The sequence below is a fragment of the Cupriavidus nantongensis genome, assembly GCF_041726985.1.
In the GTDB taxonomy this organism is placed as follows: Bacteria; Pseudomonadota; Gammaproteobacteria; order Burkholderiales; family Burkholderiaceae; genus Cupriavidus; species Cupriavidus nantongensis_A.
The window spans coordinates 2,042,260-2,067,723 of the sequence record NZ_CP168302.1; the positions used below are offsets into that span (position 1 = coordinate 2,042,260).

The 25,464-nt window shown below is 67.2% G+C and carries 23 protein-coding genes; 13 read left to right on the plus strand and 10 right to left on the minus strand.

Annotated features, from left to right (window positions below; translation table 11 throughout):
- Positions 1-169: 169 nt before the first annotated feature.
- From ACEI37_RS08950 to ACEI37_RS08960, 3 genes are all read right to left on the minus strand, one after another.
- On the minus strand, positions 170-1,549 hold the full coding sequence (locus tag ACEI37_RS08950; protein WP_373376384.1) for a DUF1329 domain-containing protein: 1,380 nt from the start codon (positions 1,547-1,549) through the stop codon (positions 170-172).
- A gap of 182 nt (positions 1,550-1,731) precedes the next feature.
- Positions 1,732-2,859 carry an acyl-CoA dehydrogenase family protein gene (locus ACEI37_RS08955; RefSeq protein WP_373376385.1) on the minus strand — a complete coding sequence of 376 codons (1,128 nt, stop codon included), beginning with the start codon at positions 2,857-2,859 and terminating at the stop codon, positions 1,732-1,734.
- Positions 2,860-2,872: 13 nt separating this feature from the next.
- Positions 2,873-4,066 (minus strand): acyl-CoA dehydrogenase family protein, encoded by a 1,194-nt coding sequence (locus ACEI37_RS08960; protein ID WP_373376386.1) that lies wholly within the window; start codon positions 4,064-4,066, stop codon positions 2,873-2,875.
- A 363-nt stretch (positions 4,067-4,429) separates the two neighbouring features.
- Here ACEI37_RS08960 and ACEI37_RS08965 point away from each other — a divergent pair, with 363 nt between their 5' ends.
- From ACEI37_RS08965 to ACEI37_RS08990, 6 genes are all read left to right on the plus strand, one after another.
- A complete protein-coding gene (locus ACEI37_RS08965; RefSeq protein ID WP_373376387.1) occupies positions 4,430-5,950 on the plus strand; it encodes a class I adenylate-forming enzyme family protein in 1,521 nt (506 codons plus the stop codon).
- A 49-nt stretch (positions 5,951-5,999) separates the two neighbouring features.
- Positions 6,000-6,971, plus strand: coding sequence for a Bug family tripartite tricarboxylate transporter substrate binding protein (locus tag ACEI37_RS08970; protein ID WP_373376388.1), 972 nt, complete (start codon positions 6,000-6,002; stop codon positions 6,969-6,971).
- 429 nt (positions 6,972-7,400) lie between these two features.
- Positions 7,401-7,751, plus strand: a complete 351-nt coding sequence (locus tag ACEI37_RS08975; RefSeq protein WP_373376389.1) for a hypothetical protein — start codon at positions 7,401-7,403, stop codon at positions 7,749-7,751.
- A gap of 163 nt (positions 7,752-7,914) precedes the next feature.
- On the plus strand, positions 7,915-8,253 hold the full coding sequence (locus ACEI37_RS08980; protein WP_373376390.1) for a type II toxin-antitoxin system RelE/ParE family toxin: 339 nt from the start codon (positions 7,915-7,917) through the stop codon (positions 8,251-8,253).
- On the plus strand, positions 8,250-8,585 hold the full coding sequence (locus ACEI37_RS08985) for a helix-turn-helix domain-containing protein (protein WP_373376391.1): 336 nt from the start codon (positions 8,250-8,252) through the stop codon (positions 8,583-8,585). The genes ACEI37_RS08980 and ACEI37_RS08985 overlap by 4 nt, the downstream gene beginning before the upstream one ends.
- A gap of 384 nt (positions 8,586-8,969) precedes the next feature.
- Entirely contained in the window at positions 8,970-9,560 is a 591-nt protein-coding gene (locus tag ACEI37_RS08990) for a hypothetical protein (RefSeq protein ID WP_373376392.1), read from the plus strand.
- 201 nt (positions 9,561-9,761) lie between these two features.
- On the opposite strand, the gene ACEI37_RS08995 is transcribed toward ACEI37_RS08990, so the two are convergent.
- From ACEI37_RS08995 to ACEI37_RS09015, 5 genes are all read right to left on the minus strand, one after another.
- A complete protein-coding gene (locus tag ACEI37_RS08995) occupies positions 9,762-10,628 on the minus strand; it encodes a MaoC family dehydratase N-terminal domain-containing protein (protein WP_373376393.1) in 867 nt (288 codons plus the stop codon).
- 42 nt (positions 10,629-10,670) lie between these two features.
- Positions 10,671-11,495 (minus strand): CoA ester lyase, encoded by an 825-nt coding sequence (locus ACEI37_RS09000; protein WP_373376394.1) that lies wholly within the window; start codon positions 11,493-11,495, stop codon positions 10,671-10,673.
- An 8-nt stretch (positions 11,496-11,503) separates the two neighbouring features.
- A complete protein-coding gene (locus ACEI37_RS09005) occupies positions 11,504-12,886 on the minus strand; it encodes an MmgE/PrpD family protein (protein ID WP_373376395.1) in 1,383 nt (460 codons plus the stop codon).
- A 73-nt stretch (positions 12,887-12,959) separates the two neighbouring features.
- A complete protein-coding gene (locus tag ACEI37_RS09010; protein ID WP_373376396.1) occupies positions 12,960-14,156 on the minus strand; it encodes a CaiB/BaiF CoA transferase family protein in 1,197 nt (398 codons plus the stop codon).
- A 9-nt stretch (positions 14,157-14,165) separates the two neighbouring features.
- Positions 14,166-15,335 (minus strand): acyl-CoA dehydrogenase family protein, encoded by a 1,170-nt coding sequence (locus tag ACEI37_RS09015; protein ID WP_373376397.1) that lies wholly within the window; start codon positions 15,333-15,335, stop codon positions 14,166-14,168.
- Between the two features lie 497 nt (positions 15,336-15,832).
- On the opposite strand from ACEI37_RS09015, the gene ACEI37_RS09020 reads away from it, so the two are divergent.
- The gene (locus tag ACEI37_RS09020) at positions 15,833-16,300 is read left to right on the plus strand and encodes an MgtC/SapB family protein (RefSeq protein ID WP_373376398.1); all 468 of its coding nucleotides are present in this window, start codon (positions 15,833-15,835) and stop codon (positions 16,298-16,300) included.
- Positions 16,301-16,494: 194 nt separating this feature from the next.
- Positions 16,495-17,001, plus strand: a complete 507-nt coding sequence (locus ACEI37_RS09025) for a DUF2628 domain-containing protein (RefSeq protein WP_373376399.1) — start codon at positions 16,495-16,497, stop codon at positions 16,999-17,001.
- A gap of 23 nt (positions 17,002-17,024) precedes the next feature.
- On the opposite strand, the gene ACEI37_RS09030 is transcribed toward ACEI37_RS09025, so the two are convergent.
- Complete coding sequence (locus ACEI37_RS09030; protein WP_012355383.1) at positions 17,025-17,927, minus strand: LysR substrate-binding domain-containing protein; 903 nt, start codon at positions 17,925-17,927, stop codon at positions 17,025-17,027.
- A 203-nt stretch (positions 17,928-18,130) separates the two neighbouring features.
- On the opposite strand from ACEI37_RS09030, the gene ACEI37_RS09035 reads away from it, so the two are divergent.
- The 3 genes from ACEI37_RS09035 (at position 18,131) to ACEI37_RS09045 (ending at position 21,108) form a co-directional block, all read left to right on the plus strand.
- On the plus strand, positions 18,131-19,045 hold the full coding sequence (locus ACEI37_RS09035; protein ID WP_115681571.1) for an SDR family NAD(P)-dependent oxidoreductase: 915 nt from the start codon (positions 18,131-18,133) through the stop codon (positions 19,043-19,045).
- Positions 19,045-20,307 (plus strand): CaiB/BaiF CoA transferase family protein, encoded by a 1,263-nt coding sequence (locus ACEI37_RS09040; protein WP_373376400.1) that lies wholly within the window; start codon positions 19,045-19,047, stop codon positions 20,305-20,307. Before ACEI37_RS09035 ends, ACEI37_RS09040 begins: the two co-directional genes overlap by 1 nt.
- Positions 20,308-20,901: 594 nt before the next feature.
- Positions 20,902-21,108, plus strand: coding sequence for a DUF6494 family protein (locus ACEI37_RS09045; RefSeq protein WP_062802625.1), 207 nt, complete (start codon positions 20,902-20,904; stop codon positions 21,106-21,108).
- Between the two features lie 23 nt (positions 21,109-21,131).
- Here ACEI37_RS09045 and ACEI37_RS09050 read toward each other — a convergent pair whose 3' ends face one another.
- Positions 21,132-22,304 (minus strand): AraC family transcriptional regulator, encoded by a 1,173-nt coding sequence (locus ACEI37_RS09050; protein WP_373376401.1) that lies wholly within the window; start codon positions 22,302-22,304, stop codon positions 21,132-21,134.
- Between the two features lie 302 nt (positions 22,305-22,606).
- Here ACEI37_RS09050 and ACEI37_RS09055 point away from each other — a divergent pair, with 302 nt between their 5' ends.
- Together ACEI37_RS09055 and ACEI37_RS09060 are read left to right on the plus strand one after the other, a co-directional pair.
- Positions 22,607-23,635, plus strand: a complete 1,029-nt coding sequence (locus ACEI37_RS09055) for a Bug family tripartite tricarboxylate transporter substrate binding protein (protein WP_373376402.1) — start codon at positions 22,607-22,609, stop codon at positions 23,633-23,635.
- A gap of 53 nt (positions 23,636-23,688) precedes the next feature.
- Positions 23,689-25,401 carry a long-chain fatty acid--CoA ligase gene (locus ACEI37_RS09060; RefSeq protein ID WP_373376403.1) on the plus strand — a complete coding sequence of 571 codons (1,713 nt, stop codon included), beginning with the start codon at positions 23,689-23,691 and terminating at the stop codon, positions 25,399-25,401.
- Positions 25,402-25,464 lie beyond the last annotated feature (63 nt).

Sequence of the window (25,464 nt, forward strand, 5' to 3'; positions counted from 1 at the left end):
GGGTGGGGAAGAGCGTGGGAAGGGGAAGTGGTCATGGCGCTTGGCCACGCCGGCGCCAGCCGTGACGGTGAAGCGCGCGACCTGTGGCGAAAGGGGGGGTGCAGAGGAGCAGCGCAGGAAAACAAGTCAGGCCGGGCGAAGCCTCGCCCGGCCACAGACTATGACGCCATCAGGTACCCGATCCGCGCGCCGCATCCGGCGAGAAGAAGGCCTCGCTGAACTCCGGGCTGTTGTTCAGCTTCGGCATCGGCCCTTCGTTGGTCAGGCGGTCGGCCAGGTACGCGCCAGAGATCAGGTCATGGTAGAACGTGGTGGTCGGATAGTAGCGGCGGGCATCGTAGGCATACACCGAGGCCTGCAGGTTGGTGCGCCACAGCTGGCCGCGGCCGTCGTAGTTGTCGGCGGCCCGGGCCTGCCAGGTATCTTCGTCGAGGAACAGCACGCGCTTCGCATACTGGTGGCGGAAGCCCGGCTTGAGCGTGGCCTCCAGGATCCATACGCGGTGCAGCTCGTAGCGCATCACGTCCGGGTTGGCGTGGCCGTTAGTCAGCAGGTCCTTGTACTTGACCGAAGCGCTCAGCAGCTTGTAGTTGTGGTACGGGACATAGATTTCCTTCTTGCCGACGATCTTCCAGTTGTAGCGCTCGCCCGAGCCGTTGAAGAGGCGGTCGTCATCGACGGTGCGGAAGCCGCCGGGGCCCTGCGGCTGGTCGAAGCCGAATTCCGGCGCCTGGCGCACGCGCCGCGTGCCCGGGTTGTAGATCCAGGTGCGGTTGGTGTCCGAGCCTTCCTGGTCCCACACCGCATAGCCGACGATCACCTGGCCGCGGTCGCGCAGCGGCAGGTCGGTGGCGGTGCGGAAGAAGGAGCGGTCGTTGAGCTTGTTTTCCGGGTCGAACGTGCCGTGATTGCGCGGCGAGAAGATGTTGTACGAGACCCGGCCCCAGGCGATCGAGCCGTTGGGATAGACCACGGCCTGGTCATACTGCGCCTTCTCCGCGCCGATGGCCGACGAGAAGCGCTGGTTCCACAGCAGCTCCATCGCGGTCTTCGGGATCGGGTAGGGCACCTGCGGTCCCGCGTTCTTCAGGCCGTTGGCGTCGGGGGTCATGCTGACGGTGGTGGCGTAGGTGCGGATGTCCTTGTACACCGCGTCTTCGTAGCGGAAATCGCGATGGCTGGGGTACACCGGCATCTTGAAGGTGTCGGGGTACTTCTTGAACATCGCCTTCTGGCCTTCGGTCAGCCGCTCGGCATATTGCGCCATGTTCTGCGCGGTGATGACGAACAGCGGCTTCTCGTCGGCATACGGGTCCGGATACCGGTCACCGCGCTGGTACTTGACGTGTGACGGCGTGCCCAGCCACTTGCCGGTCCATGCGGGGACATCGCCGTCCTTGCTGGCCGCGCGCTCGGCGCCCATCGGCGTGAGGTTGCCGTCAAGCTGCTTGAGGTCTTCCGGGGTGACCTTGGCCCACGATGCCGCGGCCAGTGCCATGCTGGTCACCAGCAGGCCGCCGCGCAGCAGTCGATGTGTAGTGGATGTCATTGCAGTCTCGCTCCTTGGGAATGGCCGGCGACGTCCGTGCCTGTGGTCACAGGGTAGTGACGGCGTCGCGGCCGGGAATCGTTGGAACGGACTAGTGGATTTCCCCTAGGCGAGGGAGCGGGCAACAAAAAGGCCGGGCAAGTGCCCGGCCTCTGGAGTCTGACTGATCGCCAGCGCTTGAATCAAGCCTCCATCACTTCGCCAAAACGCTGCAGATGATAGTCGCTGTCGCCCAGCAGCTGGTCCAGCATGGTCAGGCGCTTGAAGTAGTCGCCCACCGACAGCTCGTCGGTCATGCCCATGCCGCCGTGCAGCTGCACCGCCTGCTGGCCGACGAAGCGGCCGGCGCGGGCCACCGTCACCTTGGCGGCCGACAGCATGCGGCGGCGCGCGGCGGGGTCGGTCTCGTCCAGCGCCTGCGCGGCGACGTAGGCCATCGACAGCGCCAGTTCCTTCTGCACCAGCATGTCGGCCATGCGGTGCTGCAGCGCCTGGAAGCTGGCCAGCGGCTTGCCGAACTGCTGGCGCGTGCCCAGGTATTCGCCGGTGATCTGGATCAGCTTTTCCATCGCACCGGCGCCCTCGGCGCACAGCGCGGCGATGCCGTGCTCCAGGCCGACACCCAGCGCGGCCAGGCCGTCGGCGGGCTGGCCCACCAGCGCGCTGCCCGGCACGGCAACGTTCTGCAGCGACAGGTCGGCGGCGCGCAGGCCGTCGATGGTCGGATAGGCGGTCACCGTCAGGCCCTTGCTGTCGCGCGGCACCAGGAACAGCGCGATCTCGTTGCTGCCCGCGATGCGCGCGGTCAGCAGGTATGCGTCCGCGGCGGCGCCGTGCCAGACCACGCTCTTGGTGCCGCTGATCACATAGCCGTCGCCGCTGGGCTCGGCGCTGGCGCGGGCCGATTCCGGGCGGTAGCGCGTGGTCGGCTCCAGGTAGGCCAGCGTGACGATGCGCTCGCCCGACGCAATCGCGGGCAGCCACTCTTGCTTCTGCGCGTCGCTGCCGTAGCCGGACAGCACCGCGGCGGCCATCACGCCGCTGGGCGTGATCGGCTCCAGCACCAGGCCGCGGCCCAGCTCGCGCTGCACCACCAGCTGGCTGGCCGGGCCTTCGCCGAAGCCGCCGAAGTCAGCCGGCACGGTCAGGCCCAGCACGCCCATTTCGGCCAGCTTGTTCCACACGCCGCGGTCCAGGCTTTCGCCCTGGCGCGCGCTCTTGCGGCGGGCCTCGAAGGTGTATTCGGTATCGATGAAGCGGCGCAGGCTGTCCGCCAGCATCTGTTGCTCTTCGCTGTAGGTGAAGTCCATGTCAGCTATCCCTTCAGAAACCCAGGATCATCTTGGAGATGATGTTCTTCTGCACTTCGGTCGCGCCGCCGTAGATCGAGGTCTTGCGCATGTCGTAGTAGGTGGAAGCGGCCGGCGCGGCCCAATCCGGACCGGACACCGGCTGCGTCGCGCCGGGCTCGAGCCAGTCCGGCGAATACGGCCAGGCATTGGGGCCGGCCACTTCCATCATCAGCATGGCCAGGTCCTGCTGCACCTCCGAGCCGCGGATCTTGACGATCGACGCTTCCGGGCCCGGCGTGCCGGCGGCCTGCGTGGCGACGCGCAGCAGCAGCATCTCCAGCGCCATGATGTCCATCTCGACGCGCGCGATCTTGTCGCGCATGCGCACGTCCTCGATCAGCGGGCGGCCGGCGCCATCGGTGGCTTGCGCGGCGTAGTGCTTGAGCTGGCGCAGCTCGCGGTGGCAATGGCCGATGCCGGCGATGCCGGTGCGCTCATGGCCAAGCAGGTACTTGGCGTAAGTCCAGGCGCGGTTCTCTTCGCCGACCAGGTTCTCGACCGGCACTTCGACGTCCTCGAACCAGGTCTCGTTGACGTCGTGGCCGCCGTCGAGCGTGGTGATCGGGCGCACCGTCACGCCGGGCGACTTCATGTCGATCAGCAGCATCGAGATGCCTTCCTGCGCCTTGGCATCGGGATCGGTGCGCACCAGGCAGAAGATCCAGTCGGCGAAGTGCGCCATCGTGGTCCAGGTCTTCTGGCCGTTGACGATGTACTTGTCGCCCTTGCGCACCGCGCGGGTCTTCAGCGAGGCCAGGTCGGAACCCGAACCCGGCTCGGAGTAGCCCTGGCACCAGAAATCTTCCACGCCCGGGATGCGCGGCAGGAAGCGCTGCTGCATCTCGGGGCTGGCGTACTTCATCAGCACCGGGCCGATCATGGTCAGGCCGAACGGCAGCAGGCGCGGCGCGCCGGCGCGGAAGGTCTCGATCTCGAAGATCAGGCGCTGCAGCGCGGTCCAGCCGGTGCCGCCCCATTGCTTCGGCCAGGTCGGGGCGCCCCAGCCCTGCGCCTGCAGGATGCGGTGCCAGCGGACGTAGTCGTCCTTCTCCACGCGCTGGTGGTTGAGCACCTTGTTGCGGATGTCTTCCGGCAGTTTGGCCTGCACGAAAGCGCGGACTTCCTCGCGGAAGGCCTGTTCCTCGGCGGTGAAACGCAAATCCATCTGAATGTCCCCTGTGGTACGCCGGCTGCGCAATGCCGGCGCGCGAACCGGCGAGGTTGCCGGGTTGTGCGGCGCGTCATGGCGCAAGCCCTTGCTGTGCCGGCCGATTGTATTGGCGGGCCGGGATTCGTTGCTTTATCAATCCGGAAGGCGTCCTTCGCGCAGGTGGAACCAGCCGCACCCGCCATGCCTGCGCCATGGGCGCCAGCGTCAGGACCCCAGCGTGGACGAACACGACCTTAGTGAATTCCAAATGGCTGCGGCGCGGGGCTTGCCGCAAACTGATGCGGCCAGTTTTGATGTGGCCGGGTGCATTCCGCCGCATATCCAAGTCAGCTTGCATTCGAGAGATCCACCAGCACCATGTCTTCCTTCCGCCCGCAATTCATCCACGAGATCCCCGCCCACTGGGCCGCGCAGACCCCGCAGGCACCATGCCTGTACGAGAATGGCACTGTCGTCAGCTATGGCGAACTGTGGCGGCGCATCGAAGCCGTGCGTGACTGGCTGGCGGCGCAGGGCGCAGGCGAGGGCGACCGCGTCATGGTGGTCGGCGAGAACTGCAACGAGATGGTGGTCACGCTGTTCGCCTGCAGCCTGCTGCACGCATGGCCGATCAACGTCAACGCGCGCCTGTCCGCGCGCGAAATCGACAATATCCGCGACCACGCGCAGCCCGCACTGGTGCTGTTCACCGGCCATGTCTCCGAGGTGGCCGCGGCGCACGGCGAGCGGCTGGGCGCGCAGGCCACCGCCTGCGCGGTCTATGACGACGGCATGCGCGTCGCCCGTGCAGCCTCCGCGCCGCAGCGCGAGCCGGCCGAACTGGCCCGCCGCGTCGCCACGCTGATCTATACCTCCGGCACCACCGGCGCGCCCAAGGGCGTGATGGTGCCGCACGCCGGGCTGACGCAGTTTGCGCGCATCTCCGCCACCTCGCGCGACATGGGCCCGGCCGACGTGGCCTACGGCGCGCTGCCGATGTCCCATATCTTCGGTATCGCCACGGTGCTGATGGCCACGCTGTACGCCGGCGCCAGCCTGTTCCTGCGCCCGCGCTTCGACGCCAATGAAGTGTTCGAGGCCCTGGCTGCGCCCGGCGTCACCATCCTGCAGGGCGTGCCGACCATGTTCACGCGCATCATGGCGGTGGCACCCGCGCTGGGCGCGAAGCCGGGCGCCTATCCGCGCCTGCGCTACCTCTATACCGGCGGCGCGCCGCTCGATCCCACGCTCAAGCGCGACGTCGAAACGCTGTTCGGCCAGCCGCTGCACCACGGCTACGGCATCACCGAGTACGCTGGCTCGCTCTTCATCACGCGCATGGACGCGCCGCGCGCCGATTGCTCGGCCGGCTATATCGTCGAAGGCGTGGAGATCGAAATCACCGATGCCGAGGGCAAGCCGGTGCCCGCCGGCGAACGCGGCCAGATCCGCGTGCGCGGGCCGGGCGTGATGGTGGGCTACTACCGCAATCCCGAACAGACTGCCGAGGCGCTGCTGCCGGGCGGCTGGCTCAATACCGGCGACCTTGGCTATCTCGATGCCGACGGCGCGCTGTTCATCTCGGGGCGCTCGAAGGACCTGATCATCCGTTCGGGTTTCAACGTGTACCCGATCGAAGTGGAGTCGGTGATCAACGCCTTTGCCGGCGTGCGCCAGTCTGCCGTGGTGGGGCGCACCACGGGCGACGGCAATGAAGAGGTGGTGGCCTTCATCGAACTGCAGGAAGGCGCCGAACTCGACCGCAAGGCGCTGGACACCTACCTGCGCGACAGCCTGGCGCCGTACAAGCGGCCCGCCGAAGTCCGCACCGTCGACGTGATTCCGACCACGGCGAGCGGCAAGCTGCTCAAGCAGCCGCTGCGCGCCATGCTCGACTAAGCCCCGGGGCACGGGGCCCCGGGCAATAAGCCATCCTGGAGGAGAACAAATGAAAACATGGAAAACGCTGGCTGCACTGACCGCCACGCTGCTGCTGCAGGGCGCGGCATGGGCCGCGGACGCCTACCCGTCGCGCCCGGTCAAGCTGCTGGTGGGCTACGCGCCCGGCGGCCCGGTCGATACCGCCGCGCGCATCTACGCCGAGCAGCTCGGCCGCGTGCTCAAACAGCCGGTGGTGGTCGACAACCGCGCCGGCGCCAGCGGCGCGATCGCCGCCGACATGACCGCCAAGGCGGCGCCGGACGGCTACACGCTGTATTTCGTCGCCAGCCCCACCATGACCATGACCCCGCTGATCCAGCACTCGGTCAATTTCAACCCGGTCAAGGACTTCACCTACATCGGCCTGATCACCGACTACACCAACGTGCTGCTGGTCAACAAGGACTTCCCGGCGAAGAACGTCGGTGAGCTGGTCGACTACGCGCGCAAGCATCCCGAAGGCGTCTCGTTCGGCTCCGCCGGCGTGGGCGCGTCCAACCACCTGTCGGCCGAGCTGCTGGCGCAGATGAACAACGTGAAGATGCTGCACGTGCCGTACAAGGGCAACGCGCCCGCGATGGCCGACGTGATGAGCGGCAAGGTCACCTTCATGTTCGACATCACCGGCACCGCCATCGGCCATATCAACGGCGGCAAGGTGCGCGCGCTGGCGGTCACGTCGAAGACCCGCAACCCTGCGCTGCCGAACGTCCCGACCATGATCGAGTCCGGGCAGAAGGACTATGACCTGACGGGCTGGTACGCGCTGGTTGGGCCGCAGAAGCTGCCGGCCGACGTGGTGGACAAGCTGGTCAAGGCACAGAAGACGGTGGGGGAGGATGCCGCGTTCCGGCAGCGGATGAGTGCCGGTGGTTATGACGTCAATATCAGCACGCCTAAGGCGCTGAGTGACCGGATCCAGCGGGAGCTGGCGTTGTGGGGTGGGGTGGTGAAGAAGGCGAATATCCAGGCGGATTGAGGATTTGTGGATATTGCGAAGGGGCCGGCGGAAGCCGGCCTTTTTGTTTTTTTGAGGCGGCTGCACTGAGCGCGCAATCAATCTCAGGTCTACAGCGTTGGCACTGAGTGGGTCGCTGCGCTCGCACGGCGCTGTCGCGCGCCAGGCCCGAAGCCCTTCTTTCCTGCTTGTGTGCTCCCCTCTCCCGCTTGCGGGAGAGGGGCGGGGGAGAGGGCCGGCGCTTCAACGAAGTGAAGCCGTCCGGTTGTTGCTCGTAGCGCTACGCTGAGCTTGGCAACTTCTGCGACAGTCTCGACGTATCCATCCGTCACAATCTGCGCCTTGATTGTGAACGGCAAGCTTCTCTAGACTGGCTGGAGTCCTGACTAACAGGAGTCGGGAGTGAGAACCCGGTGCGCTATGTCCTCGTCTTCATTATGGAGGTCAGCAATGTCCCAATCCGCCATCGAACCCGATTCCTTCATCCCACCCCGACTCGACGATTCGCTTTCGCGGTTCAGTCCCGAAACCCGGCATGCAGCGCGAAGGGACGCGCTGCCTGTTCCTCGACAACTGTTGCTTTTGAATCTGTTGGACCAGGCCGATGCGGTTGCGCGAGGGACTGCATGCGTGCTGACGTTGGTGACTCACAGCGAATGCGATGCACAGGAAGAAGGGAGCGTAGCCTTGCAGGCCGCTACGTTGGATGCCCTGCGCGGGCTCTGCCAGGCGTTCCTTGGATTGCTGGCCGACAGGGTGGAAGACGTCGCGGAGGGCATTGAGGGGGCGATGGTCTGTTAATCAAGCGCGGCCCTCGAGGCTTCGTGCCGGCCGGCACGAAGCGCGCCGAGGATTCGTCCAGTGAACTGACGTACGGAAGGGGCTGAGGGAACATCTTGTGGCCGTGTGTACATGCGGTTCCCGTTGGCGTGGTTTTCGTATAAAATTTTATACAGATGCCGTGATGGAAAAAGAGATTCGCTGGGTCGGGTCAGCCTATGACGACCTGCTGGCTTTTCCCGCGCAGGCACGCCAGCAGGCGGGATTCCAGTTGGGCATGGTTCAGGCGGGACTGGACCCGGATGACTGGAAGCCCTTTGATGACATAGGGCCTGGCACCCGCGAGATTCGCCTGCGTGAACCAGGCGGCGCATTTCGAGTGATATACGTCGCCAAGTTCGAGGAAGCCGTGTACGTGCTGCATTGCTTCCAGAAGAAGACGCAGGCAACGAACCTGGCCGACAAGCGCATCGCCGAAGCTCGCTATCGAGCTATCACCAACGCGAGGAAAGGCAAACCATGAAGATCGACACCCAAATTCGCCACGTCACCAAGCCGGGCGCTAACCTGTTCCTGGAACTGGGTTTTCCGCCCGCGGAAGCCAAGCGGCTGCAGGCCGCGTCGAAAAAGCAGATCAACGATACCGTGCAGCTGAAGGAACAACTCATGGACGAACTGGCTGCATGGATTGAGCAGCATCATCTGAAACAGGCGGACGCTGCTGAAATCCTGATGGTGTCTCGTCCACGCGTGTCGGACGTCGTGAACCGAAAGACATCCAAGTTCACCATCGACACACTGGTCGAGATGTTGAGCCGCATTGGCAAGCCCGTTCGTCTGGCGATCGGGCGATAAGCCATAAGCGCGTCCTGCGACCCCGGCCTTTTTCGTTTTTTGGGGCGGGATTCGGGAAATGCGCCGTGTTGATCGGGCGTTTTTCGCTCTCGCAAGCTACGTCGGACTTTTTTCCTTCGAAGTGATTTTGTGAATCCGAAATTTCCAAAAAATATTCGGAATGTTCGGATCGGAATATTCGGTGCGTTTCATCCAGCGCACGCGAATTTTTTGCGGAAGTTATCCCGATCCATCACATAGAGCCAACGTTCTCATTGTTCTATAAGTTTTAAGGCAAGTCTGATAGACGCCTTAGTCTGGAAAACGGTTAATTCGTTCACCGCCGGCAATCAGATGTGTGGGTGCCGTCAGGAACGATTAACCCATCCGGAGAGGACTTGAGCAATGAAAAAATTGGCGATGTACGTAGGTCTGGTTTCCAGTGTCGCGCTGTTTGCCGCCTGCGGCGGCGGGGGCGACGATGGCAACGGCGGCACGTCCCCGCACGACCAGTCTGCCGCAAATAGCGGCGCGTCCAGCCCAACCCCAACGCCCGCGCCGGCTGCGTTCTCCTGCCCCGATAGCTACAGGAAACTCACGCTGTCCAACAGCTCAGTGCCGAACGCCAACATGTCCATCGTGACGGACGACGGCATTGCCAAGCTGACCGTCAAGACGCCTGCCACGGGCCTTGCCAATGTCACGATCTGCCTCGGCAAGCCGGACCCGGTCCCTGCCGGTGTCGCTGCCGACTACACCTATGAGGTCAAGGCGGACGGTGGCTATGCCAGCCTGCTCAACCCGCAGATCAGCCTGACTTTCACTACCCCGACTGTTCTCGCTGCCGCGCCGGCCATCGAAGTGGCTCAGGGCACCGCCAACGGTGTCACCTATACCGCCGCGCCAGGCAGCAATGGCACCGTGAACGGGACCAATGTGAACGTGACTGCCTCGGCTCCAGCCGCCGGCGTGTACGTCCTGCGGCTGCCGCACTGATTTCCCCACTTTCAGATAGGTACCAGGCCGCGTTTGAACGCAGCCTGGTTGTCTTGCATAGGCAGTCCGCGTTTCGTTAACTGCCGGAGTCGTTCCGTGGATTCACGCCACGCAAATTTTTGGTACAAGAAAATAGGTAGGTTGTTATGCGTGGTCCGACAGATGAAGTTCTTGTTTTAACAAGAGCCGAGGCACGCGCCTTTACCCCTCCACCTCCGCCCACCCCTGCATCGCCTGCCCGCCAGCATCATCCCCCGTCCACAGCACCAGCCGCCCAGGCTGCGCCGGATCAGCCGCGCCACCGACAGTGATAGTGTCCTGATCGAACAACGGCGCCAGCCCGCGGAAGCCGAAGCGGCGCACGCGCGCCTTGGGTTGCTCGCGCGCGACCAGGTCCAGCATCAGCATCGCTTGCATCGGGCCGTGTACCACCAGGCCGGGGTAGCCCTCGACCTCGCGCGTGTACTGGCGGTCGTAATGGATGCGGTGGCCGTTGAAGGTCAGCGCGGAATAGCGGAACAGCATGACCGGGTCGGCCTGCAGCGTGCGCTGCCATTGCGCGGTCTGCTCCAGCCGCGGGCGTGGTGGTTGCGGCTTGGTGGGGTCGGGCATGGCGCGGTAGACGATGTCGTGGCGCTCGTTGACGGCGGTGTTGCCGTTGACGGTCAGTTCGTGGTCGACGGCGACGAACCAGAGTTCGCCGGTGCGGCCGGTCTTGTACTGGACGTCGCGGATGGTGGAGGTGCGCGTGACGGTGTCGCCGATATGCAGCGGATGGCTGAAGCTGACTTCGCTGCCCGCCCACATGCGTCGCGGCAGGGGCACCGGGGGCATGAAGCCGCCGAGGGTAGGATGGCCGTCGCGGCCGAGTTCGCGCTGCGGCGCGCGCGGCAGGAAGTAGAGCCAGTGCCACAGCGGCGGCAGCGGGCCGGCGGCGACGGCTTCCGGGTCGAGGTCGAAGGTGGCGGCCAGGCCGGCGACCGGTTCGGGCGACAGCGTTTCGGTGCGCGTTTCGCTGCGTCCGATCCAGCCGCGCAGGCGTTCGAGTTCAGAAGTGGCGTCAGTCATGGCAGGTGGCCTTCAGATGCATGAGGGGAGTCGGATGGCGCGCTATTGCGCCAGTGCCAGCAGCCGGCGGGCTTGCTCGATCACGGGGCGGTCGACCATCTTGCCGTCGACCTGCACTGCGTGGCTGCCGCTGGCGGTGGCGTCGAGCACGCGCCGGGCCCAGTCGAGCTGCTCGGGGCTGGGCAGGAAGCCGGCGCGGACCGCGCCCAGTTGTGCCGGGTGGATGCAGAGCTTGCCGGCGAAGCCGAGTTCGCGCGCGTAGGCGACGTCGCTGGCGAGCACGGCTTCGTCCTTGAGCGCGGTAGTGACGCCGTCGACCGGCGGCGGCAGGCCGGCCACGCGCGAGGCCAGCACGATGCGCGCACGGGCAAAGGCGAGCGCGTCGCGGGTATGGCTGCAGCCCAGGTCGACCGCATAGTCGAGTGAGCCGAAGGCCAGGCGCGCCACGCCGCTGGCCGCTGCCACGGCGTCGACCTGGTGCAGGCCGAGCGCGGTCTCGATGATGGCGACCAGCTCGCCCTGTGGGGTGATGGCTTGCAGGGCCTGGGCGATTGTGTTCAGCGCAGTGGCATCCTCAGCCTTGGGGACCAGCAGCCCGGCCAAGGCGGTGCCCGGCGGCAATGCGCGCAGCCAGGCCAAATCGGCGGCAAAGGCGGGCGAGGCGCTGTCGTTGATGCGCACGAAGGCGTTGGCGGCGGGCCGGCCGGCCAGCCATGCGGCGATGGCTTCGCGCGCGGCGGGCTTGGCATCCGGGTGGACCGCGTCCTCGAGGTCGAGGATCATCACATCGGGGCCGGCGGCGGCGGCCTTGTCGAAGCGCTCGGGCCGGTCGCCCGGCACGAACAGGTAGGTGACGGCAGTGGACATGGCGATCCTCAGCGCGCGGCGGGCAGCCAGTCGTTGACGTTCGGCGCCTGTTCCAGCGCCCACACGCGCGCGATGATGGCGCGCATCTCGGCCTCGCTGGCGCCCTGGCGGAACGCGCCCAGCTGCAGCGCCTTGGCTTCCAGTTCCGGGCGCGACAGCGTGTTGTCGGGATCGCCCTTGGGCACATCGACGCGCGCGGCCAGCGTGCGGCCGTCGGTGGTCTTTGCCGTCACGCGGCCGATCCACTGGCGCGGGTAGGCGGCGTTGATCTCGGCATCCAGTTCCATGTCGACCTTGCCGCGGAACGCGGCCACCGCGGGGTCCTGCAGCGCATGCTGCTCGAACTCGCCCAGGCCGGCGTGGCCATGCACGGCCACCAGTCCCAGCACCGTGCCCATCGAGAACTTGGCCTGGTGGATGGTGGCGGGATTGACCACGGGGCCAAGCACGTCGATGGCGCCCTGGTGCACGTGCGTGGTGACGCTGGCGATCTGGTCGGCGGCAACGCCTTCGCGCTGCATCAGCGCCTTCAGCGCATCGGCGGCCGGGTGGGTGTGGCGGCACGAGGCGAAGAACTTGAACGAGGTCTCGGCGGTGGCCCAGCGGGTGCCCAGGCCATCGGTCAGGCAAGCGGGGTTGGCATCGCTCGACATGCCGGCGGCCATGCCCTGCGCGCCTTCCAGGATCTGCTTCGCGCCGGTAAAGCCGGCGCGCGCCAGCCAGGCCGACTGCAAGCCGTCGGCGGCGGCCTTGGCGGTGTGCAGCTGCTTGGAGTCGGCGGCGTCGCGCAAAAATTCCCACAGGCCGGCGGCCTGCGTGCCGGCCGAGCCCAGCGCCTGGTTGATGCCTTCGGCATCGAGGCCGAACAGCTTGGCCACGGCCGCGGCGGCGGCCAGCGTGCCGACGGTGCCGGTGGTGTGGAACACGCGGTAGTGCGAGCGGCCCATGAACTCGCCAATGCGGATGCCGGCTTCATAGCCGGAGATCGAGGCCAGCAGCACTTCGGCGCCGGTCTTGCCCTCGGCCTGCGCGGCCGCAACCACGGCGGGGAATACCACCGCGGCCGGATGCAGCACCGAACCGTTGTGCACGTCGTCCTGCTCGACCACGTGCGAGGAGGCGCCGTTGATCAGCGCGGCGAAGTACGGCGAGGTGCGGCGGCGGTCGACCAGCACTTCGGCGCCGCCGTCTGACGGGCCCATGGCCGCGGCGAATTCCTGCAGCTTGCGCACCGCCGGGGCGTCCTTGCCGGCGATGGCCGAGGCAATCCAGTCGAGAAACAGGTCCTTGGTGCGCTCGATCACGGGCGCGGGCACGTCGGCCAGCTTGAGGTTGGCCAGGAACTCGCAAAGCTGGCGGGTCGGGTAAGTGGTGTCTGCGGCTTGGCTCATGCCGGCTCCGGAGATTGAACAGTGCTTGCGGAAAGAGAAGGGCGCCCGGCTAGCTGCGGGCGCCGGTGTCGGCTCAAATGGTGTGCTTGCTCGCCAGGGCGTCGATGTCGCTGTCGCCATAGCCCAGCTCCGCCAGGATGCTGCGGCTGTGCGCGCCCAGCGCCGGCACGTCGCCCATGACGGGCTCGACGCCCGACAGGTTGGCGGGCGGCAGCAGCGCGCCGATCGGGCCGTTCGGCGTGTTGACTTCGCGCCAGCGCTGGCGCGCCTGCAGTTGCGGATGGTTCCACACCGCCTCGATGTCGTTCATCGGCGCGTTGGCGATCTGCGCCTGGTCCAGCAGCGCCTCGGCCTGCGCCACCGTCAGCGAGGCAAAGCGCGCTTCGATCAGCGCGGTCAGTTCGGGGCGGTTGCGCACGCGCGCGGTATTGCTGGAATAGCGCTCATCCTGCGCCAGCGCGCGGTCGCCCAGCACGATCTCGCAGAAATTGGCGAACTCGCGCTCGTTCTGCACGCTGAAGATAACGCTGCCATTGCTGGTGCGATGCACGCCGTACGGGGCGATGGTCGGATGCGAGGCGCCGAAGCGCGCCGGCGGCGTGCCGCCGTAGTGGCCGAAGTAAAGCACCTGGTTCATCCACTCGGCCATCGCCTCGAACATGGTCACCTGCACGCGCAGGCCCTTGCCGGTGCGGCCGCGCTGCAGCAGCGCCGACAGGATGCCGCTGTAGGCATACATGCCGGCGGAGATGTCGGCGATCGAGACCCCGGCGCGCGACGGCTCGTTCGGGCCGCCGGTCAGGCCCACCAGGCCGGCGGCGGCCTGGATCAGCAGGTCATAGGCCTTCTTGTCGCGATAGGGGCCCGAGTCGCCGTAGCCGGAGATGTCGCAGACGATCAGCTTCTCGTATTTGCCGTGCAGGGTGTCGAAATCCAGACCCATGCGGGCGGCGGCGCCCGGCGCGAGGTTCTGCACCAGCACGTCGGCATCGGCCAGCAGCCGGTGCAGGATGGCCTGCGCTTCGTTGTCCTTCAGGTCCAGGGCCAGGCTCTCCTTGCCCCGGTTGAGCCAGACGAAGTAAGAGGCCTGGCCGTGCACGGACTGGTCATAGCCGCGTGCGAAGTCGCCCACGCCGGGACGCTCGACCTTGATCACGCGCGCGCCCAGGTCGGCCAGCTGGCGCGTGGCGAAGGGCGCGGCCACGGCATGCTCGAGCGAGACCACGCGGATGCCGTCGAGCGGGCGGATGCCTTGGGAGGAGTGGGACATGTAGAGTTCTCAGAACGAACGCGGCAACTCGAGCACGTGCTCGGCCACGTAGGACAGGATCAGGTTGGTCGAGATCGGCGCCACCTGGTACAGGCGGGTCTCGCGGAACTTGCGCTCGATGTCGTATTCGGCGGCGAAGCCGAAGCCGCCATGCGTCTGCAGGCAGACGTTGGCGGCTTCCCACGAGGCATCGGCGGCCAGCAGCTTGGCGATATTGGCTTCCTTGCCGCAAGGCCTGCCGGCATCGAACAGCCGCGCCGCCTTGTAGCGCATCAGGCTGGCCGCCTCGACGTTGACGTACGCGCGCGCGATCGGAAACTGCACGGCCTGGTTCTGGCCGATCGGGCGGTCGAACACGATGCGGTCGCGCGCGTAGTTGCTGGCGCGCTCGACGAACCAGTAGCCGTCTCCGACGCACTCGGCGGCGATCAGGATGCGCTCGGCGTTGAGGCCGTCGAGGATGTATTTGAGGCCCTTGCCTTCCTCGCCGATCAGGTTATCGGCGGGGACTTCAAGGTTGTCGAAGAACAGCTCGTTGGTCTCGTGATTGACCATGTTGCGGATCGGCTTGACCGTCAGGCCCTTGCCGATGGCATCGCGCAGGTCGACCACGAATACCGACAGGCCGTCCGTCTTGCGCTTGACCTGGTCCAGCGGCGTGGTGCGCGCCAGCAGCAGCATCAGGTCCGAGTGCTGCACGCGCGAAATCCATACCTTCTGGCCATTGACGAGATACTTGTCGCCCTGGCGCACCGCGGTGGTTTTCAGCTTGGTGGTGTCGGTGCCGGTGCTGGGCTCGGTCACGGCCATCGACTGCATGCGCAGCTCGCCCGAGGCGATGGCAGGCAGCCAGCGCTGCTTCTGCGCGTCGGAACCATGGCGCAGCAGGCAGCCCATCACGTACATCTGCCCGTGGCAGGCGCCGGAGTTGCCGCCGCTGCGGTTGATCTCTTCCATGATGACCGACGCAGCGGTCAGCGACAGTCCCGAGCCGCCATAGGCTTCCGGGATCAGCGCGGACAGCCAGCCGGCCTGCGTCAGCGCCTGGACAAAGCTTTCGGGAAAGGCCTCCTGCTCTTCCACCCGTTGCCAGTACGCCGAATCGAAGTCCGCGCACAGGCTGCGCACGGCCTCGCGGATTTCGGGGTACAGCTGGTCGGGATCCTGGTCTGCGTGCATGGTCGCCGGGTCGATTGGAACTGGAGGCCATTATTCCCGAGGCCCCTGCACGCTGAAATTCGGATTTGCGAAAGAGCGGCTTAGGGGCGGCTTAGGTGAGCAGCAAGCGTCGCAGCGGGGCGGGCGCGACCATGCAAGACGCCCGGCGAACCGGGCGTGCAGGTGTGGCGCGCGGGGCGCCGGTGGAAGGGTGGGCCGGTGCCGTGGCACCGCCGGCCGGTCAGTGGACGAAGAGCCAGATCAGGACCAGGACAAAGGCCGGAACACCAAGTAGCCAGGCGAGGATATAGGGCATGGTGCAACTCCATGGGAGGACTGTGGTTGGTGATTCCAATATAGGAATGGCGCGCCGGCGGGACTGTCGGGGAGCTTCCGCTTGCCGTGTAGGACGCCGCCGCACAGGCCGGATCGCCTGCCGATGTGGCGCGCAAGTCTTGCCGCGGCCCAGGTGTGCCGTGCTACGCTCAGGCCTGCACCCTAGTCCCCGGAGGTTGGCGATGGAGTCTGTCTGGACCGATATCTTCCGTACCTTTCGCGCGGAATTTGCCGATGTGCCGGACGCGGCCGAGGCCACCCGCATCCTGGTGCGGCTGACCATGGCAGTGCTGCTCGGTGGCCTGATCGGTTATGAGCGCGAGTCTTCCGGCAAGGCGGCGGGGCTGCGCACCCATATGCTGGTGGCGCTGGGCTCGGCGCTGTTTGTGCTGGTGCCGCTGCAGGCCGGCGTGCCGCTGGCCGACATGAGTCGCGTGCTGCAGGGGCTGATCGCCGGCATCGGCTTCCTCGGCGCGGGCGCCATCCTCAAGCAGAACGACGAGGCCCATATCAAGGGCCTGACCACCGCGGCCAGCATCTGGATGGTGGCAGCCATCGGCGTCGCGGCCGGGCTCGGGCGCGATACCACGGCGGTGATCGCCACGGTGTTCACGCTGGTGATCCTGCAGATCCTGCAACGCTGGAAGTAGCACCCCGCGCCACGGACTGGTGCGCCGGTCTGTGCCCTTGCGCGCCAATCCACGCCTTTCGCCCGGCTTTCGTGCGACCAATCCGCGCCGAATGCGCGCCGGCGCACACAGCGGGAGCCCCGTGCCCCATATGCTGTGGCACAGGCCGCGCCGAGAAGCCAGGGCGCCGCCGACGCAGCAGAGGGGAGGTTGGCATGCATGCATCGATCCGTGACGACGCGGCGCTGGCCGCATTCGTGGGGCCCCGATTTCCGTACTACGGCGAGCGCTGGGCGGTAGCCGAGACCCACGGCGGCATTTCGTGGAACTGGGCGGCGTGCCTGCTGGGCCCGTTCTGGATGGCGTACCGGCGCATGTACTGGCAGGTGGGCGTGTATGCGCTGATCGTCGGGACCGAACCGTTGCTGCACGCATTGTTCGGCCTGCAGCTGCCGATGGCGGGCCGGCCGCTGCTGTACGCGATGGCGCTGCTGCTGGGGCTGTACGGCAACGAGCTGTACCGCTGGCACGCCGAGGCCACCATCCGCCATGTGCGCGAGTACCACTACTCGCCCGAACTGGTGACCGATTCGCTGGAGCGCCGCGGCCGCACCAGCTGGCCGGGCGTGTTCGCCATGGGCCTGCTGCTGCTGGTGATGGTGGTGTCGCTGCGTCCGCTGGCGGCGCTGATGGTGCAGGGCGGCGCGCCGGGCGCCGGCTGAAACACTGAAACCCGCGCGCCGCGCTACACGGGCTCGCGCGCGGCGTCGACCAGGTACTGGATCAGGGTTTCGGCGAACTGCGGCAGCTCGCGCCCCGGCCGGCGCACCAGGCGCAGCTCGCGCCGCGCCCATTCGTCTTCCAGCGGGATAAAGCGCAGCACCTTGCGGCTGGCATAGCGGCGCGCGCAGCTGTTGGGCACGATGGCGATGCCCGCGCCGGCTTCGACCATGCGGCAGACCGCATCGAAGCTGCCCACCTGGATCCGCAGGCTGATGCGCTTGCCCATGCCGGCGGCAATGCGGTCGAGAAACGACTGGATCGCGCTGAACTGGTTCAGGCCGACAAAGCGGCAGGTATCGAGCAGGTCGGCGAAATGCAGCCGCTTGAAGGTCGGCAGCGGATGGTTGACCGGCGCGATCACGATCAGCGCGTCGCTGCACAGGTGCATCGCATCCAGGTCCTGCGTGGCGACCTCGCCGGCGACGATCCCCAGGTCGGCCGCGCCGGCGCTGATCGCCGACACGATTTCCTGCGACAGGTGCTCTTCCAGCTCGATGTCGACGTCCGGGTTCTCGCTCAGGAAGCGCGACACCCCGGTGGCGAGGAACGAGTTGGTCGCGGTGGTGTTGGCCAACAGCCGCACGCGGCCCTTCACGCCCTTGGCATACGGCCTCAGGTCGGCGTGCAGGCACTCGAGCTCGCGGAAGACCTCGCGCGCGTGGCGCAGCAGCGCATCGCCCGCCGGCGTGAGCCGCACGCCCTTGACCTGACGGATCAGCAATTGTGTCTGGAACGCCTCTTCCAGCTGCTTGATGCGCGTGCTGGCGGCGGGCAGCGACAGAAAGCTGCGCTCGGCGGCACGGGTCAGGTTCTCCGTCTCGCCGACATTCAGGAAGAGACGGAGGTCGGTCAGGTCGTAATGCATGGGCTTCTGTCAGGCCAAAGGCCAGTTTTGTGATTCGTGAATTCCAAAGGGTCGGGCGTCAATTTATCGTATCCGCTGCGGCGTGGACATCCGGATTGACCGCAGCGGCGGGCGTTGCCCGCTGCGCGGAGGCTGTTTCACCGGGTTTGCGGTCGGTGACCGCACAAAAAGTATTCAGAGGTCGAGTTCAGAGGAGACATGCAATGAGCGGTTTGATGGCAGGCAAGGTTGCGCTGGTGACGGGCGCCGGGGGTGGGATCGGGCGCGGCATCGCGCTGGCCATGGCGGCCGCCGGTGCGAGGGTGGTGGTGAATGACCTGGGCGTGTCGATGACGGGCGAGGGCGGCGACGCCGGCCCCGCGCAGCGCGTGGTCGAGGAAATCCGCGCCGCCGGCGGCGAAGCCGTGGCCAGCACCGACAGCGTGTCGACCTGGGCCGGCGCCAACGCCATCGTGCAATGCGCGCTCGACAACTTCGGCCGCATCGACGCGGTGGTCAACAACGCCGGCAACCTGCGCGACCGCATGTTCTTCAAGATGAACGAGGAAGAATGGCGCTCGGTGATCGACGTGCACCTGAACGGCACCTTCTTCGTCAGCCGCGCCGCGGCCAACTACTTCAAGGACCAGGAGAGCGGCGCCTACGTGCACATGACCTCGACCTCGGGCCTGATCGGCAACCTGGGCCAGGCCAACTATTCGGCGGCCAAGCTGGGCATCGCCGCGCTGTCGAAGTCGATCGCGCTGGACATGCAGCGCTTCAATGTGCGCTCGAACTGCATCGCACCGTTCGCCTGGAGCCGCATGACCAGCTCGATCCCGGCCGAAACCCCGGAAGAAAAGGCGCGCGTGGCCAAGCTGCAGAAGATGGAAGCCGGCAAGATCGGCCCGGTCGCGGTCTACCTGGCGAGCCCGGCGGCGAGCGAAGTCAATGGCCAGATCTTCGCGGTGCGCGCCAACGAGATCATCCTGATGAGCCAGCCGCGTCCGGTGCGCTCGGTCCATATGAGCGAGGGCTGGACGCCGGAGTCGGTGGGCGAGGTCGCCATGCCGGCGATGCGCAGCAGCTTTTTCAAGCTGGAGCGCTCGCCCGACGTGATCAGCTGGGACCCGATCTGATGACGGGCGCTCAAGCCTCGGCGCGCGCTCAGGCCCCGGTGCGCGGCGCGCTTGCCGGCGTGCGCGTGCTGGACCTGTCGCGCATCCTGGCCGGCCCGTGGTGCGCGCAGAACCTGGCGGACCTGGGCGCCGAGGTGATCAAGGTGGAGCGGCCCGGCGCCGGCGACGATACCCGTTCGTGGGGGCCGCCGTGGCTGCCTGGCGCGGACGGGCAACCGTCGCGCGACGCCACCTACTTTGCCGGCGCCAACCGCGGCAAGCAGTCGGTCACGCTCGATATCTCCAGCCCGCAAGGGCAGCAGATCGTGCGCGAGCTGGCCGCGAAGTCGCAGATCGTGCTGGAGAACTACAAGGTCGGTGACCTGAAACGCTACGGGCTGGACTATGACAGCCTGAAGGCGGTGAATCCGGCGCTGGTCTACTGTTCGATCACGGGCTATGGCCAGACCGGGCCGAGCGCGCACAAGCCCGGCTACGACTTTATCTTCCAGGGCCTGGGCGGCCTGATGAGCGTGACCGGCGAGCGCGACGACCTGCCCGGCGGCGGGCCGCAGAAGGTGGGCGTGGCGGTGGTCGACATGCTGACCGGCATGTACGCCACCGTGGCGGTGCTGGCCGCGCTGCGCCATGCCGAACGCACCGGCGAAGGCCAGCATATCGACATGGCGCTGCTCGACGCGGTGGTGGCGGTCGGCGCCACCCCGATCATCGCGCAGCGCGTGACCGGCCAGGCCATGCCGCGCTACGGCAACGCGCACGCCAACATGGTGCCCTACCATGTGTTCGCCACCGCCGACGGCTACATGATCGTCGCGGCCGGCAATGACGGGCAGTGGCAGGCGTATTGCCGCGGCGTCGAGCGGGCCGACCTGGCCGCCGACGAGCGCTTTGCCACCGGCCCCGGCCGCATCATCCACCGCGACACGCTGGTGCCGCTGCTCGAGGCGCATATGCGCACGCGGCCGACCGCGCACTGGGTGCAGGCGCTGGAAGCGCAGGGCATCCCGTGCGGGCCGATCAACGATTACGGCCAGGTGCTGGAAGATCCGCAGGTACGGCATCGCGAGTTGCAAGTCGATCTGGTGCGCGACGACGGCAGCCTGTGCCCGACTGTCAAGAGCCCGCTGCGGCTGTCGGTCACGCCGGTGCAATATGATGCGCCGCCGCCGCGGTTGGGGCAGCATACGGAGCAAGTGTTGGAGAGGGTGTTGGGTTTGTCGGGGGAACGCATCGCTCGTATGCGCGAGCAGGGCGTAATTTGAGGCGCTTGATTGGACTGTCGTGCTTGGCGGGCGTGGCTGTTTCGCCGGCGTAGCCGGCGACCTACTTCTTGGCCGAGCGCCAAGAAGTAGGCAAGAAGCGCGTCGCCTGTGCGGCTGGCAATCAATTCCGCGGCGTTGGTGGGTCGGGCGGTGGTGATTTCCGTTTGGCGTTGGTGCCCGTTCGGCCCTGCTACGCTATGTGAGTCGGGGACGGTGCCTACGATCACTGACTTTTGAACGATCCCAACAGGGTGTAGGCAGCCTGCTGCTGGCGCTATTGGTGGGACGCCTTCGGCTGCGCTGCGCGCGCTCCCTATCTTAGGTCTAATGCTCTGGCACGGAGTGCGTCGCTGCGCTCGCACGCGCTGTCGTGGACGAGCCTGAATGCTTTCTCTCCCCGCATGTTTGCTCCCCTCTCCCGCTAGCGGGAGAGGGGCGGGGGAGAGGGCCGGCGCCTCCACGAAGTCAACCGCATCAGCGCCCACATCGTCTCCGGACCTCCGCCATGAACCTGATTCAATCTTGGACAGATGCCGTCACTGGCGTAGGCTGTCCGGATAGCGGCGTCGTGCCGCTCCCTTCCCGGAGACAGCCATGGACGAAGAGACCTTCAACCTCAGCATCCGCAAGTTCCTGAAGGTGGTCGGCGTGAATTCCCAGCGCGAGATCGAACAGGCCATCGCCCGCGCCGTGGCCGACGGCACGCTGGCCGGCAATGAGCACCTGCCGGTGTCGGTGACGCTGGAGCTGGCGGCGGTGAAGCTGCAGGCGCGCTTTGACGGCGAAATCCGGCTCGAGTAGGCCGGCGGCTGCGCCATCGCCGGCTAGGCCGCCGGCACGCCTTCCTTGCGCATGCCGCGCATCCGGTATTCCCCCGGCGCCACGCCGGTCCATTTCTTGAAGGCGCGATGGAACGTGCTCGGCTCGGAAAAACCGAGCCGCAGCGCCACGTCCTGAAGCGTCATGCCGGGGCGCTCCATCATGCCGATGGCCACGTCGCGCCGCAGGCTGTCCTTGATGCTCTGGTAGCCGCGGCCTTCGTCGCGCAGGCGGCGGCGCAAGGTCTGCGGCGTGAGCCGCAGCAGCTGCGCCATCTGCTCCAGCGACGGCAGTTCGTCATCAAGGTGCGAGCGCAGGTGCTGCCGGATGCGTTCTGCCAGGCAGCTGTTGTCACGGTAGCGGATCAGCAGGTTGCGCGGGGTCTCGTGCAGGAAGTCGCGCAGGCTGGCGGCGTCCTGCATCACCGGCAGGCGCAGCGAGGCGGCGTCGAAGTGCAGGGCGGTGACGGGCTGGCCATAGCTGACCGCGGCCTTGAACACGCGCTCGGTATCGGTGCGGCCCTGCGACGCGGCGGCGCTCAGGTCGACGCGCGTCAGCGGGATCTGACTGGCGACCAGCCAGCTGACCAGCGCATAGGCATGGAACACGAAGGTCGATTCGGCAAAGCTGCGGCAGGCCGACGCGGGCGCGCGCGGATGCAGCACCACCGCGGCGGTCTTGCCGTCGGCGCCGACATGGAGGCGCGGCGCGAACGCGTCGATATGCTGCCGGTACAGGCGCAGCCCGGTGCGGATCGCGTCTTCGAGCGTGGCGCAATGGACCAGGCTGCGGCACACCTGCGCAAACACGCCGGGGATCACGGGCCGGTCCAGCAGGCCCCACAATTCATCGCGCATGACCCGACGCAGCGTGCGGATCAGCGACGCATACTGGCCCTGCGTCACGCGCGCGCTGGGCGAGGCCAGCAGTGCCGGCGAGATGTCGGCGCGGCGCAGCAGCGCGTCGATGTCGTAGCCGAGCCGCCGCGCTCCCTGCAGGATATGCGTCACATGCTGGATGGCAATGGTGTGGCGAGCCGGCGCGGGCGGTTCCACCGTCGCGCCCGATGCCGGCGGACTGCCGGCGTCGCGCAGGCGCGCCCCCGGCAGCGCGTGGCCGGAAATGTGCGGCTTGCCCGGCATCGGCGGGCGCAGGGATGGCAGAACGGCTGTTTGCATGGGTCTCCTCGTCACGGCGACACGCCGGTGCCGGCCTCTCCAGGCCTTTCAGCCCTCTGGCCACATCATGGCGTCACCTTAGCAAGCCAGCGCGGCGCCGCACAATCGGGATTTGCCAAAGCCTGCCTTCCGCCTGAGCGATTCGGCCAATCATTTTGGCGCGTCTGGTCATTGTCCACGCACCGCAGCATCGCGCACTCTCCGGCAAGCACCTCTACAAGGCCGGCCCACCGGCCCGGGCGGATCCTGCAACGCGGCAAAAAGCCCGTGCCCGCCCACGGAAAAACCAAAGGAGACAGCACATGCAGTCAGATCGTCGTAGTGGGGAGCGTAGTCCGCGTCGCCGTACCCTGGGCCGCCTGGGCGCGGGACTGCTGGCGTGGAGCGGACTGGCAGCCGGCATGCTGGGCGCCGGCATGGCCCACGCCCAGGAATTCCCGACACGCACCGTGCGCATGGTGGTGCCGTTCCCCGCCGGCGGTGCTACCGACGTGCTGGCGCGCGCGCTGGCCGAGGGCCTGGGCAAGCAGTGGAAGCGGCCGGTGGTGGTGGAGAACCGCCCGGGCGCCAGCGGCATGCTGGGCGCCGAAGTGGTCGCCCGTGCCGAAGCCGACGGCCATACCGCGCTGCTGACGATCACGCCGCTGGTGCAGGCGCCGAGCCTGTATGCGCGCGCGCCGTACGACCCGGTGAAGGATTTTGCCGCTGTTTCCGAGCTCGGCACCACCAACCTGGTGTTCGCGGTCAATACCAATGCCGTGCCGGCCACCAACCTGAAGGACTTTATTGCGCTGGTGCGCACCAAGCCCAAGCAGTTCTCCTACGGCTCGTTTGGCGCGGGCTCCAGCGGCCACCTGTATGGCGAGGTCTTCAACGACGCCGCCAAGATCGACATGCTCCATGTCTCGTACAAGGGCGAGGCGCCGGAGCTGAACGACCTGCTCGGCGGCCAGGTGCCGGCCGCGGTGATCTCGGTGATGGGGGCCAAGCCCCATGTCGCCACCGGCCGCTTGCGCGCGCTGGCGGTGACCGGACCCGCGCGCGCGCCGCAACTGCCCGACGTGCCCACTTTCCGCGAGGCCGGCATCGAGGGCATGGACGCGATGGGCTGGTTCGGCCTGCTGCTGCCGGCCGCCACGCCGCGCCCGATCGTCGAAAAATTCTCCGCCGACGTCAACCGCGTGCTGGCCCAGCCCGACGTGCGCAAGCGCATGAACGACCTCGGCGTGATCCTGACCGGCAGCACGCCGGATGCGTTCGCCCAGACCATCCAGGCCGACTACGTGCGCTGGGGCAAGGTGATCCGCACGCGCAATATCCGCCTGGACTGAGTCGTCTCCGCTTTAGCCTTGTCTGAACCGCATCTGACCTACCCATTGCTGCAATGAAGCCTGCCACACGCACCACCCAGCCGTTCCGTTCCCCTGCCTGGCCGCCCGGCCTGCCGGCGACGCTGCATACGCCGCGCACCAGCCTGTTCTACAACGTCGAGGTCGCGGCGCAGCGCTATCCGGACAAGACCGCGATCCAGTACTTCGGCACCGCGATCTCGTATGGCGAGCTGCGTGAAGAGATCGAACGGATGGCCGGCTACCTGCAGCAGGCCTGCGGCATCCAGCCCGGCGACCGGGTGGTGCTGTTCAGCCAGAACTGCCCGCAGTTCATCATTGCCTACTACGCCATCCTGCGCGCCGAGGGCGTGGTCGTGCCCGCCAACCCGATGTGGCTGGAAGCCGAGCTCGCACACGTGGTGCAGGACAGCGGCGCGGTCGCGGCCTTCGCCGGCAGCGAGCTGTATCCGCGCATGGCGCCGCTGCACGGTCCCGCGCTGCGCCACGTAATCCTGCACGACTACGCGGGCATGCTGCGCGACGACGGCGGCCTGCCGGTGCCGGCCTGGCTGCGCGAAGCGCCGCCCGCGCCGCAGGCCGCACCCTCGGTGGCGATGCCGGTGGCCTGGGACACCGCCAGCCACGCCGGGCACCGGCCGCTGCCGCACCAGGCCGGCCACGACACGCTATGCATGCTGGCCTATACCTCCGGCACCACCGGCAACCCCAAGGGCTGCATGCACACGCACGGCACGCTGATGACCGCGGCCGCCGGCTCGGTGATCTGGCGCGGCGGCTCGCCCGAATCCGTGGTGCTGGCGGTGGCGCCGATGTTCCACCTGCTGGGCATGCAGAACTGCATGAACTCGCCGCTCTACCTGGGCGCGACGGTGGTGCTGATGCCGCGCTGGGACCGGGCCCTGGCCGCGGACCTGATCGAGCGCTACCGCGTCTCGGTGTGGGGCGCGCCGCCGGCGATGATGGTGGACTTTTTCTCCCAGCCCGGCATCGACGCGCGCGACCTGTCCAGCCTGGCCTACGTCGGCGGCGGCGGCGCGGCCATGCCGGAAGCGGTGGCCAACATGCTGCAGCAGCGCTTCGGCCTGCCCTATGTCGAGGCCTACGGCATGACCGAGACCGCGGCCTTCATCCTGTCGAACCCGCGCAACCAGCCCAAGCGCGAATGCCTGGGCATCGCCACCTTCGGCGTGGACGCGCGCGTGGTCGACCCCGAGACGCTGCGCGAGCTGCCCCACGGCGAGACCGGCGAGATCGTGGTCCACGGCGGCCAGGTGATGCAGGGCTACTGGCACAACGAGGACGCCAACGCCGCCACCTTTATCGAGCTCGACGGCAAGCGCTTCCTGCGCACCGGCGACCTGGGATTCATGGACGAGGAGGGCTACTTCTTCATGCGCGACCGCCTCAAGCGCATGATCAACGCGTCGGGCTACAAGGTCTGGCCGGCCGAGGTGGAGAACATGCTGTACGGCCATCCGGCCATCCACGAGGCCTGCGTGATCGCGGCGCGCGACGAGCGCCGCGGCGAAACCGTCAAGGCGGTGGTGGCACTGCGCCCCGACGCGCGCGGCACGGCCGAGGCCGACCCCGAACGCATTATGGCCTGGTGCCGCGAGCATATGGCGGCGTACAAGGTGCCGCGCATCGTCGACGTGGTCGAGGCGCTGCCCAAGTCGGCCACCGGCAAGATCCTGTGGCGCGCGCTGCAGGAGCGCGAGATGCAGGCGGACCAACCGGGCGCCTGAGCGTAGCGGTGATGCCGGCCCCGCGCAGCAACCCGAGCAGCAACCCGAGCAGCAAAGAGAGAG